The organism is Polymorphobacter megasporae, assembly GCF_018982885.2.
Lineage (GTDB): Bacteria > Pseudomonadota > Alphaproteobacteria > Sphingomonadales > Sphingomonadaceae > Polymorphobacter_B > Polymorphobacter_B megasporae.
Genome location: NZ_CP081848.1, coordinates 2395672 through 2408556, shown reverse-complemented (window position 1 = coordinate 2408556; position 12885 = coordinate 2395672). Strand labels below are relative to the sequence as shown.

8 protein-coding genes and 1 pseudogene are annotated in these 12885 nt (G+C 64.1%); 5 read left to right on the top strand and 4 right to left on the bottom strand.

Going from position 1 to position 12885, the window contains the following annotated elements:
• Positions 1–95: 95 nt before the first annotated feature.
• A pseudogene (locus KTC28_RS11325) lies at positions 96–1139 on the bottom strand (aldo/keto reductase).
• A 166-nt stretch (positions 1140–1305) separates the two neighbouring features.
• Here KTC28_RS11325 and KTC28_RS11320 point away from each other — a divergent pair.
• The 5 genes from KTC28_RS11320 to KTC28_RS11300 all read left to right on the top strand — a co-directional run bounded on the left by KTC28_RS11320 (position 1306) and on the right by KTC28_RS11300 (position 9570).
• The gene (locus tag KTC28_RS11320; RefSeq protein WP_216710681.1) at positions 1306–2208 is read left to right on the top strand and encodes a LysR substrate-binding domain-containing protein; all 903 of its coding nucleotides are present in this window, start codon (positions 1306–1308) and stop codon (positions 2206–2208) included.
• A gap of 174 nt (positions 2209–2382) precedes the next feature.
• On the top strand, positions 2383–3696 hold the full coding sequence (tcuC, locus tag KTC28_RS11315; protein WP_216710682.1) for a tricarballylate/proton symporter TcuC: 1314 nt from the start codon (positions 2383–2385) through the stop codon (positions 3694–3696).
• A 10-nt stretch (positions 3697–3706) separates the two neighbouring features.
• Entirely contained in the window at positions 3707–5248 is a 1542-nt protein-coding gene (locus KTC28_RS11310) for a DHA2 family efflux MFS transporter permease subunit (protein WP_216710683.1), read from the top strand.
• Positions 5249–5807: 559 nt separating this feature from the next.
• On the top strand, positions 5808–7709 hold the full coding sequence (locus KTC28_RS11305; RefSeq protein WP_216710684.1) for a TIR domain-containing protein: 1902 nt from the start codon (positions 5808–5810) through the stop codon (positions 7707–7709).
• A 94-nt stretch (positions 7710–7803) separates the two neighbouring features.
• On the top strand, positions 7804–9570 hold the full coding sequence (locus KTC28_RS11300; RefSeq protein WP_216710685.1) for a DUF4231 domain-containing protein: 1767 nt from the start codon (positions 7804–7806) through the stop codon (positions 9568–9570).
• A 689-nt stretch (positions 9571–10259) separates the two neighbouring features.
• On the opposite strand, the gene KTC28_RS11295 is transcribed toward KTC28_RS11300, so the two are convergent.
• The 3 genes from KTC28_RS11295 to KTC28_RS11285 are packed head-to-tail and all read right to left on the bottom strand — an operon-like array spanning position 10260 to position 12885.
• Positions 10260–11153 (bottom strand): NAD(+)/NADH kinase, encoded by an 894-nt coding sequence (locus KTC28_RS11295; protein WP_216710687.1) that lies wholly within the window; start codon positions 11151–11153, stop codon positions 10260–10262.
• Between the two features lie 9 nt (positions 11154–11162).
• Complete coding sequence (locus tag KTC28_RS11290) at positions 11163–12146, bottom strand: SPFH domain-containing protein (protein WP_216710688.1); 984 nt, start codon at positions 12144–12146, stop codon at positions 11163–11165.
• A 25-nt stretch (positions 12147–12171) separates the two neighbouring features.
• The gene (locus KTC28_RS11285; protein WP_226895947.1) at positions 12172–12885 is read right to left on the bottom strand and encodes an NUDIX hydrolase; all 714 of its coding nucleotides are present in this window, start codon (positions 12883–12885) and stop codon (positions 12172–12174) included.

Below are 12885 nucleotides of genomic sequence, written 5' to 3'. Positions count from 1 at the left end.
GTTTTAGCCATTCAAGAGGCTACTGTCTTGAGCTGGCAAGAACCGATTTGTGAGAGGGTGGCGAGGACTCGACACGCCCCCGCCACCAATATTCCTCAGACGATGTTTGACGTCCATGGCTCGATATCCTGACCGCCGAAGATTCGGGCGCGTGGCAACTCAAAGATAAAGTACGGATTCAGCATCGGCGGAGCGCCGGCTGCGTCGAGACGCGTCTGCTGATCTGCGCTGAAGGCAATGTCCAGAGCAGCAATGTTCTCCAGCAGCTGCTCCGGCCGGCTCGCGCCGACGAGGACCGATGCGACGCCGCGACGCGCTGCGACCCAGGCCAGCGCGACCTGCGCCATCGGACGGCCGATCTCCGAGGCGACCAATCGCAAAACGTCCACCACGTCGAAATTCTTTTTGGTGAACAGCATGCCGCCATACGGATTGTCGCCATTCAGGCGTCCGTCGCTGCCGCCATCGATCGTCGCAACGCCGGCGCGGTTGGGCAGACTGCCGGCCGGTCCGGCATCGGCGATCTTCTCGCGCCCGTATTTGCCGGTCAGCATCCCTGCCCCCAGCGGACTCCAGGCAACCACTCCCAAGCCCAGCGCCTATCCGGCCGGGATCACGTCGAGTTCGACCCCGCGATCGATCAGCGAATAGGAATATTGGAGGCCGATCGGCTCGGGCAACCCATGTGCCCGGGCCAGCGTCGCGATCTGCGCGGCATACCACGCCGGTGCATTGGAGAAGCCGTAATACAGGATGTCGCCGCGCCGGACCGCGTCGGTCAGCGCGCGAAGCACCTCTTCGGGCGGGGTGGTCCGATCCCAGACATGCGTCCAATACATGTCGATGAAGTCGGTACTGAGCCGGCGCAGCGACCCTTCAATCCCGTCGCGAATGTTGCGCGCGGAATTGCCGCCGGCGAGCGGTGTGCCTTCGGCGCGCGGAAACCCCGACTTGGTCGCGATCACCATCCGGTCGCGATTCCCGCGCTCGGCGATGAAGCGGCCGAGCATCTCCTCGCTCTGTCCGCCCGAATAGACGTCTGCGGTGTCCGCGAAGTTGCCGCCCGCCTCGACATACGCATCGAAGATGCTGCGCGAAGTTGCTTCGTCGGCGCCCCAGCGTCCGGCGCCAAAGGTCATCGTGCCGAGCGCAAGCGGGCTGACCGCTAGGCCCGAGCGTCCGAGCGTCCGATAGGTGGTCAGGGTCATTGCTGTAGCTCCGTTGAAAATCCACCCCGAAATATGCGCTTGTCGACGTCAAGATTAGCCGTCATCGGCGGCAAGGGCTTGTGAAGGACATGCAGCAATGCGGCGCGGCGACCTCGACGATCTGGCGGCCTTTGCAGCGGTCGCCCGGGCGCGCAGTTTTACCCGCGCCGCGGCAGAGCTCAGCCTGTCGCCGTCAGCGCTCAGCCATGCGATGCGGAGCCTTGAGGCGCGGCTGGGCGTGCGCTTGCTTGCGCGGACCACACGCAGCGTCGCTCCGACTGCTGCCGGCGAGCGCCTGCTGCGCTCGCTCGATCCGGCGCTGGCCGAGGTTGCGCGTGGGCTATCGGCACTGGCCGACTGGCGCGGCGCGCCATCGGGTGCGGTCCGACTGACGACCTTCGGCTATGCGGCGCGCACAGTGCTGGCGCCGGCCTTGCCAAGCTTCCTGCGCGAGCACGCCGATATCTCGGTCGAGGTTATCGTCGAGGACCGGCTGGTCGACCTCGTGACCGGCGGTTTCGACGCCGGCATCCGGCTGGGCGAGACGGTCGACAAGGATATGGTGGCGGTCCGGGTCGGCCCGGCCTTGCGCACGCTGGTGGTCGGGACGCCCGATTATTTCGCGACCCGCCCCCTCCCTGCGGCGCCCGCCGATCTGGAAGGCCATAATTGCATCAACTATCGGCTTCTCGGCGGTGGCGGACTGCTACCATGGGAGTTCGAACATAATGGCCGTGACGTCAGGTTTCGCCCCGGCGGACAGCTCATCGTGAACGACGAATTACTGGCTGCCGCTGCAGTCCGCGCCGGCGCGGGTTTAGGATATATGCTGGAACACGATGTTGCCGATGAGATCGCCGACGGTCGACTGATCCAGGTGCTCGACCCGTGGTGCCCGACGTTCCCTGGCTGCCACCTCTATTATCCGAGCCGGCACGTTACCCCGGCGTTGCGCGCGCTAATCGATAAGCTCCGCTGGACGCCTGTCGGCACCTCGTGACTTGGCGACGGATTCGACCAGAGCCGATCGTTCAGCGCGTCTGCGACGGCTTCCCGACTGCGGACGCCTATTCATGGATTTGACGACTAATTTGCCGGAATAGCGACAGCGACGGCATTCGCGTCTCGGCCCTGTCGTTCGCAACCAATGACCGCCCCAACGTTTGGATCAACCATGACCCTGCCCCGTCCCTTGCCCGAGCCCCGTAGCCGGGCCGCCGATATCGTGCGGGTGGCGAGCGGCAATTTCCTCGAGATGTATGACTTCATGGTGTTCGGCTATTTTGCCGCCGCCATCGGTGCGGCGTATTTCCCGAGCGACGATCCGCTTGGCACGCTGCTCAAGTCACTCGCGACGTTCGGTGTCGGCTTTCTGATGCGGCCGCTGGGTGCGATCATCCTGGGATCGTTCACCGATCGCTATGGCCGGCGCAAGGGCCTGCTGCTGACGCTGGCGTTGATGAGCATCGGCATCGTCACACTTGCCGTGACCCCGGCGTACGCGACGATCGGCGTGCTTGCCCCCGTCCTGATCCTGTTCGGTCGCTTGCTGCAGGGCTTTTCGGCGGGTGCCGAGCTTGGCAACGTATCGGTCTATCTCGCGGAGATCGCGCCGCCGGGCCACAAGGGCTTTTATGTCTCATGGCAATCCGCGTCGCAACAGGTCGCCGTCGTCGTCGCGGCACTGGTCGGGGTTGTGCTGTCGTCGGTATTGGGTGCCGCGCAGCTTGCCGCCTGGGGATGGCGCATCCCGCTGGTCCTCGGCTGCGCGGTCGTCCCGTTCATCTTTTTGCTGCGCCGGCATCTGCACGAGAGTGACGAGTTCGAGCGGCGCGGGGAGAAGCTTACGTCGCGCGAGATCGCCCGGTCGCTGTGGGCCGGACGGGGGGCCGTGCTCGGCGGCGTCGCGCTGGTGCTGATGACGACGGTGAGCTTTTACATGATCACGGCGTACACGCCGACGTTCGGCAAGCTGTTGCATCTGCCGGAGCGCGCCAATCTGTGGGTGACGGCAGGCGTGGGGCTGTCGAACCTCATCTGGCTGCCGCTGATGGGCGCGCTGTCCGACCGGATCGGACGCCGTCCCATCCTTATCGCCTGCACCGTGCTCGCGGTTCTGACCGCCTATCCGGCGATGGCTTGGCTCGTCGATGAGCCCAGCATCGGCAGGCTGATCGCTGTCGAGCTTTGGCTCTCGGCCATCTATGCGAGCTATAATTCGGCGATGGTCGTCTATCTGACCGAGGTCGTTCCGGCGTCGGTGCGGGCGTCGAGCTTCAGCCTCGCGTACAGTCTGGCGACGGCGGTCGGCGGGTTTACCCCCTTCATCGTCACGTGGCTGATCGGCCGCACCGGCAACCTCGCCATTCCCGGCGCCTGGTTGACCGGAGCCGCGCTAATCAGCCTGGCGGCCGTGTTGTTTGCGCATCGTCAGCCAATCGTGCCGTCGGTTGATGGGCCTGGAACAAAGGGGCCGGCAGCCAGCTGACTGGCCCGCAATGCAACTCCATCTCCCCACCAATCTCGATCCTCGCCAGTTGCTGCGGCCGCGGCGTCGCGGCATCGCCTCGGTCAACAGCGAGATGCGCGATGGCATCGTCCCTGCCGGCAACGGCATCGCGCAGACCGCCGATCAAGAGGGCGGCGCGCCGCCGGGCGCGAACTACCGCACCGTGGCGCTGATCATCGCGTGCGCGATGTTCATGGAAAACCTCGATGCGACTGTGCTGGCGACGGCCTTGCCCGCGATTGCAACGGATTTCCACGTCCGCGCCCCCGAGATGAGCATCGCGCTCACCTCCTACCTGCTGGCGCTGGCCGTCTTCATCCCCGCTTCGGGCACGGTCGCCGATCGGTACGGCGCAAAGCGCGTGTTCCGTGCCGCGATCGGCCTGTTCATCGCCGGCTCGCTTGCCTGCGGGCTGGCACCGACCCTGCCGCTGCTCGTCGCGGCGCGCTTCGCCCAGGGGATCGGCGGGGCGATGATGCTGCCCGTTGGCCGGCTGGTTCTGCTCCGCTCGGTCGCCAAACGCGACATGGTGTCGGCGATGTCGTGGCTGATCATGCCCGCGCTCATCGGCCCGATCGTCGGCCCGCCGGTCGGCGGCCTCATCGTCACCTATCTCGACTGGCGCTGGATCTTCTGGCTCAACCTGCCCATCGGCATTCTGGGAATTGTGCTTGCCGGCCGGTTCATCGCCGATATCCGCGAGACCGCCCCGCACGGCTTCGACTGGCTCGGCTTCGTCCTGTCGTCGCTGGCGCTCGGGTGTCTGCTGTTCGGTTTCGAGATGGCGAGCCGCTCGGGCGCGGCGGGTCTGGCAGTCCTCATGGTCCTGACGGGCGCCGTCGCAGGCATCCTCTATCTGCTCCACGCGCGACGGACTATCCATCCCATTCTCGACGTGTCGCTCATGCGCGTGCCGACCTTCCGCTTGTCGTTGATCGCCGGCTCGCTGGCGCGGATCACGCAGGGCGCGCAGCCCTTCCTGCTGCCGCTGATGATGCAGCTCGCCTTCGGGCTATCGCCCGCGCAGAGCGGTATGATGACGCTCGCCACCGCGATCGGCTCGTTTGGGATGAAGGGGCTGGCCCGTCGCCTCCTGCACCGCTTCGGCTTTCGGTCGAGCTTGATGGCAATGAGCTTTCTAGGAACCGTCGCCTATGCGACATGTGGGCTGTTCCGGCCCGATTGGCCGTTGCCCGCGGTTTTCGCCGTGCTGGTGGTCTCGGGTTTCCTGATGTCGTTCCAGTTCACCGCTTACAACACGATTGCTTATGACGAGATCGGCAAGGAGCGGATGAGTGCGGCAACAAGCTTCTACGCCACGTTCCAGCAGTTGATGCTGTCACTCGGCATCTGCACCGCAGGTACGGCGCTACACGCCTCGATGGTGTGGCACGCCCGCGCCGCGCCTGGTTTCGCCGATTTCTCCGCAGCCTTCTGGACCGTCACGGCAATTTCGCTGTTGTCGGTCTTCGTCAACGCCCGCTTCGATCGCAGCGCCGGTGCCGAGATGAGTGGTCGTACAACAGCCTGACAGCCGACAGCGGGATGATGGCTTCGTGCCGAGGCATTGCCGCATCTTCACTCAGCGTTGTTGCCCCGAAATCGACCATTCGCGACGGTATTGGCGATCCCCAACGCCAGACATCGATTTATGTACTGCCCCTGCTAAAACGGGGTCGGTAAATGTCTTGTAGCTTTTGGGCGTGGAACGCAGAGCTGCCGTCCGGAAAGTTGTAGATCCGAGGGCTTCCGTCGGCGCTCTGTAGCTTCTGAAAACCCGCCGTTCGTTCATCTCTCACTGGCGTAGACCGAATAACTCATTTGGGACTAACGGTCATCGTCGTCACCGTTAGAGGACCGCTTCGATCCGGAGCTGTCACTACAAGATGGATCGTCTCTCAGCGTCAAAATCGCGTTTTTGGATCGGTCATTTCGGCCGCCAGTGTCTGCCGCGCTTGATCGAACCCGATCGACCCGGCCCACGATCGTGAATTTTCCGCATCCAGTGTTTTGAATCGTTACGGCTATTGTTTCCGGTCCACTTTGGCGGCACAGCTTTTCACGAATTCGGGGGAGGCGACACAGTCACCATGGTCGATCTGTTCGTTTCCTACAAATCGCAGGATCGCGCACGATTGAAGCCGTTGGTCGATGCGCTCGAGGCCGACGGCATCGCGATCTGGTGGGACGCGCATATCGGTGGCGGCGACGCATGGCGCGAGGCGATCGAGCAGAATCTCAATGCCGCGCGCTGCGTGCTGGTCGTGTGGAGCAAGGGCTCGACCGGTGCCGAGGGCCATTTCGTGCGCGACGAGGCGACGCGGGCGCAGCGCCGCAATGCCTATCTGCCGGTGCGGATCGATCCCGTCGAGCCGCCGCTGGGCTTCGGGGAAATCCAGGCGCTGTCGCTCATCGGCTGGAAAGGCGATCGCGCCGATCCGCAGTACCACGCCTTGCTGACGGCGGTGCGCGCAATCCTCAATGGCAAACGCCCCCCGGCATCGGTGAGGCTTGCCGAACGGCCGCGTGCGGGCGTGGATCGCAGGCTGGCGCTTGCCGGTGGCGGTGTAGCCGCGCTTCTCGCAGCGGGCGCTGGCGGCTGGGCGCTGTGGCCGCGTGCCGAGGCGAAGGATGCGAGCATCGCGGTGATGCCGTTCGCCAATCTTTCGGGCGACCCGACCCAGGCCTATTTCGCCGACGGCATCGCCGAGGAACTGCGCAGCGCGCTCACGCGCATCCCGCAATTCACCGTGATCGGGCGGAACTCGTCCGAGGCGGCGCGTAATGAGGATACGCGAACGGCGGCGGCCAAGCTGGGGGTCGCCAGCATCCTGACCGGCAGCGTGCGTCGCTCGCCGAGCATGATCCGAATTTCCGCGCAGCTCGTCAGCGGCAAGGACGGCGTTGAACATTGGTCGGAAAGCTATGATCGCGCCCCCGGCGACGCGCTGGAGATTCAGTCGGCGATCGCGCAGAGCGTGGCGCAGGCGTTGCAGATACGGCTGCTGCCGCAGGAAAAGGATCTGCTGTCGGTCGGCGGTACGCGCAACGCCGAGGCGCACGATCTCCTCCTTCGGGCTTTCGATGCAACCAGCTTGGACGACAGTGACGAAAGCTATGCCCGCGCGCTCGCGCTGGTCGACTCCGCGCTCCAGCTGGATTCACATTACGGAGAAGCTCTGGCCCATCGCGCGCGCCTGATTGGATTACTGGCAGAAAATGCTCCGACCGCGAAAGAGGTCCAGCAGGGCATGCAACGCGCCATAGAAGCAGGACGGATCGCGGTATCGGAGGCACCAAAACTCGCTTCAGCCTACAGCGGCTTGGCCCAAGGATTGAAAGGCGCACTCGATCTGCGCGGCGCGCGGCAGATATTAGAACAAGGTGTAGCAGTCGGCGGGGGTTCGACGCTCCTACGCGGGCAGGCGCAAATTTTGAGCGGGCTCGGCGAATTCGACGCTGCGCTTCGCGCCATCGACCTCGCTACCAAGCTCGATCCTCTTTACAGGACGAACCTTACGATCCGGGCGAGTGTGCTGTACTACGGCAGGCGATATGCCGAAGCATTGGATGCGGGATTAAAATCCACCGTCCTGTTTCCAAAGGTGTTCTTCGGAAAGACTGTTGCCGGAGATTCCCTCAACATGCTTGGCCGCTATCGTGAGGCGCTGTCGCAGTACGGACGCTTGCCGGACTTCCATTTCTCTCGGCTGACGGGTGAAGCCATCGCTTTGGCGAAATTGGGAGACTTGCCGGGGTCGGATGCCAGACTTAAGTCGTTGGACGATACCTACAAAGACACCATTATTTATCAGTTCGCCCAAATCCGTTCACAACGCGGGGAAGCGGACGTTGCTTGCACCATGCTCGAAAAAGCGTTGGCATTGCGCGATGCGGGCCTGTCATCAATTTTTGCCGATCCCTTTTTGGACCCGATCCGCAGGGAAGCCCGCTTCCAGGCTGTCGTAAAGGCACTGGGCCCGACCCGTTGAGCGCTGAGTTCCGCATGGTGGATGATCACCGTTACAATCCGTCCGACGGGATTTAAGGGTTCGCTTGGTGCATTTACGTCATCCTCCGCGTCCCATGCTCAACCTGTCCGTCGGCATTACCGGTCATCGTCCTCCGCAGTTGGATGCCGCAGCGGTTGCTCACGTCGGGGCGCGACTGGCAGATGTGCTTGGCCAATTGTCAAAAGTGGCGGCCGGTGTCGGACAGCGACACGCCGACGCGTTCGAACCGGCGCCCTTTATCCCGCGCCTACTGTCGCCGCTCGCGGAAGGAGCAGACCAGATCGCTGCGCAAACGGCGCTGGAGGCGGGATATGCCCTCGACGCGATCCTGCCGCTGCCGCACGCGGAGTATCGGAAGGATTTCGCTGGCGAAGCCCTCGTGCAATTCGACCTGTTACTGGGACAGGCTCAGCGCGTACTCGAACTGCCCGCGCAATCTGGCGCGCGTGAAGAAGGGTATGCGCTAGCGGGGCAAGCCACTGTCGCCCATAGCGATCTCGTCATCGCGATATGGGATGGCGGGCCGGCGCGAGGGCGCGGGGGCACTGCCGAGATCGTCGAACTTGCGCTCGAGCGCGGCATCCCGGTGATTCAGATTCCGATCGATCCCAACGAACCGTCCCGCATCTTGTGGGCCGGCTATTCCAGCTTCGTGCATCAATGGGGAACCGCGGCGACACCCAGCCGATCTGCCGATGCGTCGGAAATCGCTTCGCTCGTTAACGAGATCCTCAGGCCGCCCGCCGATCGTGTCGAGGATCGGCACTTCCAGACCTATCTCGCAGAGCCAGAGCGGAGGATTCGATCGCGCGCGGAATATCCGCTCCTGCTCGCGCTGTTGGGGATCAAGCGGCTACGACGCACCGTATTCCTCAACCCGCGGCATGATGTGGCGGCGCGTGCCGAGTGGAGCGCTTTTTATGCGGCGTGCGGGGAGCGGCAACATGGCATCGGCGTATCGCTCGACGTGATCGAAAGCCGGTTTGGCTGGGCCGATCATCTGGCGCAGCATTTCGCGCAAAGCTACCGGTCCGGGCATGTCCTGAATTTCGTGCTGAGCGCGCTGGCGGTGCTGATTGCGCTGACGGGGCTGGTCTTTCCGAACCTCGAATTCTGGGCGGCCCTGTGCGAGCCGCTTGCCATCATCGGGTTCGTCATCAACACTAGCGTCGGTGCGCGGCGACAATGGCATCGGCGTTGGCTGGAATATCGCCAGCTCGCCGAACGCATCCGTCTGATGCGCAGCCTGAAGCTGCTCGGGGTCGCGGCTCCCCCGCGACTGGGCAAGGAATCCGGCTCCGATCGAAGGTGGATCGAGTGGTATGCAGCAGCGGTCTGGCGCGACTCAGGCTGTCCATCGGGGACGATGACAGACGCGGGTGCGCTCGTGAAAAGCTTGGTTGCAGTCGAGTTTCAGCCCCAGGTCGATTACCACAGCAACACTGCCACCCAGATGCACCGGCTCGACCATCGGCTGCACCAGGTCGGCATCGTGCTGTTCGCGACCTCGCTGCTGAGCTGTCTGTCGGCAGCAATCTGCAACGTGTTCGCGCGCGAGTTTGCCGAGGGCCATGCGCACCTGTTCATCGCCTTCTCGGCCGGCCTCCCGGCTGTGGGTGCCGCCATTTTCGGTATCCGGATGCAAGGCGATTTCGATGCCAGTGCGGAACGGTCGCTCATCACGGCCAAGACGTTGCGGCGCATCATGGACGCCCTCGACAAGCCGCTTTCGGGATTGAGCGTGCAAGCCGATTTGGTCGAGGCGGGAGCGACAGCGATGTACTCCGACCTTGGTGACTGGCACCGGGCCTATGAGCAGCGGCGGCTCGAGTTGCCGTAGGATCGCGCTTAGATTTGACCCCGAGTAGCGTGTCTCTGTGGTTACGAGATAACGCATCGCAACGGCGAACGTCATCCGCTCACTTTGATGCGCGTACCCGCATGGCCGTGCTTAATTCCGGCGATTTACCACCTTTCAATTTTGGTGATGAAACGGAAATGTTTATTGTCTATTCTTAGCGTTGGGCACTTGGTGGTTGGGTTATAAAATGTTGAGGGCAAAACTGATTGCGATGTGCGTATGCCCGGCGGTGCTTGCACCCCCGGCAATTCTCGCGGTGCATCGCCCCGCGCGTCACGCTGTATCGAACTTCCTTCAACACACTTCGCATCGTCTGGACGATCGCATTCCGGCGACGATTCCGACGCCTGCACCGGTCGCGCAGTTTGCGAGCATCCCGTGCGCACCCACACTCGCCGCCGCCGACGCCGGTCCGGTAATTGGAGGCGTAAGCTTGGCCAACCTGTCCCCTTCAGATCCAGCAATCTTCAACGGTGTATCCCGCTCCGATGACCGAGCGACCGGCACGGTCATCATCAACGGGGCGTGAGGCGATGATCGTCGCCGCGTCGTTGCTCCAGACCGACGGACGCAGCAAAGACGGCTTTAAAGCCAATGTCGTAAAAGCCATTTATCCTTAATGGCCATGCAGGCTCAAACTCGCACGCCGACAGCTATCCACACCCTGCTTATCCGGTAACCAGATACAGCGTCTGCTTGGCCGGACCTAGCTTGACGCTGTGCCCCCAGTCGAAAGCCAGAAAATCCTGCTCGATGCCGTCGGCGAAGATTACGCCGCCGTCGTTCATCCGCGAGGTCACTTCGAGCGGCACGCGCTCCAGCTTTCCAGCGCGCAGGGTGGTGCCGGTGGCAATGCTGGGGAACGGCTCGCGGACGAAGAACGCGACGGCGGCTTCCTCAGGGGTCAGCACCACGACCTCGTGTGTCGCCCCCATGATCGACCGCGCCCAGCCGGTCGCTCCCGTACCCGAGGCGACGATCAAACCGCTCGAGGATTGGTTTTCGGCGCCGTCGGGGGTTGCGATGCGATAGCGCGCCGACTGGTGGCTGTGGTGACCGACGAAGACCTCGTTCAGTGCCAGCAGCCGTTCGCCGGTGTCGAGCCGTGCCTCGACCATCGTCCGCCGCTCGACTGGCGCGGCACCCGCGATGCTGGCGGGCAACAACGCCCCGAGGCGTGGCAACGAGATGCGAACGAGCACGCCGTCGTACAGGTCGGGCGCGGGATTCAGCCCGAGCACCGGCTGGCCGTCGAGATACTTGGCAACGTTGGCGACCAGCCCATCCTGTCCGACGACGATGACAACGTCTTCGGGCCCGAACAGAAAGCGGTCGAGGTCACCGCGCTGCACCAGCGCCTGGCGCCAATTGGCGGGGACGAGCTTGCGGCCCGACTGGAGCACGTCGTAAAACTGGCGATGCCGGTCCTCGAGCAGGTCGATGTCCTGACCGCGCGTGTCGAGGAAAAACTTCGCCTGGCCCCGCGTTGCGTGGCGCGCGAGCAACAGCTCGTAATCGGTCTCACGCGTGACAAAGACTGCGCGCGGGCTGTTGGTCGACATACCGCTGCCTCAGCTTGCCGTTAGCGTCGGCTTATCACGGCGAAATTCACCGAGCACCGTCGCGAGCAGGTCGGGCGTGACATTGAGATGCTCGATCTTGTCGAGCTTGCCCGCCAGTTCGCGCGCCGCAAGGCCGAGCATCACCGACGGCGGGAGGTCGCGGTAGATCGTCATCCGTGCCTGCTCGGCCTCGGCCTGCGCACTCTCGACGGTGCGGATGCGCTCGGCCTCGGCAGCAGCTTCGACCTGCTGTGCCTCGGCGACGCCGGTGGCACGGTTGCGAGCGTTTTCGGCCTCCTGGGTGATCAGCAGCATCTCGCGACGCGCAAGTTCGGTCTTGTTCGCGAGTTCGTTCTCGGCGATGCCGCGCTCCTTCTCAACCGCCATCGCGCGACGCTCGAAGGTCGCCTGGTCGGCCTTTTGCTGGAGAGCCTCGAAGGTCGGAGTTTGCAGCGCGCGTTCAAGCTCGCTCGACGGCGCAAGGTTGGTCAGGCGGACTGCAGTGACCGCGATGCCGATCTCGTTAAGCGCAGGATCGGTGGCAAGCGCCGCCTCGAGCTGGTTACGCAGCGGCTCGGGCCCGGCGTCGAGAAGTGCGCGGACCGGATTCTGCGCCAGATATTGCAACGCCGCCTGGTTGACGAGGCCGGCGAGGCGCGTCTCGATCCGCTGGATCGGCTCGCTCTTGAACGACCCTGTCAGCAATCCGAGGCTGAAGTCGACACGCGCCGCCAGCAGCTCGGGATCGACGATACGCCACGTCAGCGTGCCCTGGATGGCGACCGACTGGAAGTCCTGGCTGCGGCCCTTGACGAACACCGCCATCTCGCGGTCGTCCATCGGCAGCTCGGCAATGCTCGCGGTCTCGGGGCGGAACCAGAAGACCAGCCCACGTCCGCTCTGCCGGATCCGGCCATTGCGGTAGCGGATGACGTGGTTGCTGGCGTCGCTGCGCAGCTGGGCGATGAATCCGAGGCTTTTTATCGATGCCATGATTGTCTCCTCGATCGGTCTGGAATCAGTCGGCGACGCGGTGGCGGTACAGCTCGGCGGGACGGAACGAAGCGCCGGTCTCGCGCTCGCCGGTGGCCTGCAGCCAGCCGCGGTCGAGCATGCGGCGGCGAAAGGCGGGCTTGTTCAGCCGGGTGCCGAGGATCGCTTCGTGGACGTCCTGCAGGGCTCGCAACGTGAAGCGCTCGGGCAGTAACGCGAAGGCAACTGCCGAGTAATTGAGTTTGCCACGCAGGCGGAGCATCGCGACGCCGAGCATGTCGGCGTGGTCGTGCACCAGCGACAGGGCCATGCCGTCGGGCGACCGTGCCTCGACGACGCCGCCTTTCTCGCCGGGCCACGGCACGTGCAGCGTCGCCAGCCGCACGTCGGACGCGTCCTTCAGGGCTGCTGCGAACCGCGCTGGCGCGAGCAGTGCGAAATATGCGACGCTAATGATGCGGGTACGCGGATCGCGGTCGACTTCGCCGAAGGTGTACAACTGCTCGACATAGGCGTCGTCCATGCGAGCCTCGTTGGCGAGCAACCGATGCGCCGCCGCGTCGAGGCTCTCGTCGATGCCGACGAAGCCGCCGGGCAGCGCCCAGTCACCCTCGGGCCGTCGCGTCAGTAGCGCCGCGGGAATGCCGTCGACGACGCTCATCAGGATCAGGTCCACGGCAACCGCCGGACGCTCGTACCGCGCCGCCCCAGATTGATCGAAGAACTTGCTTCCGCTCAC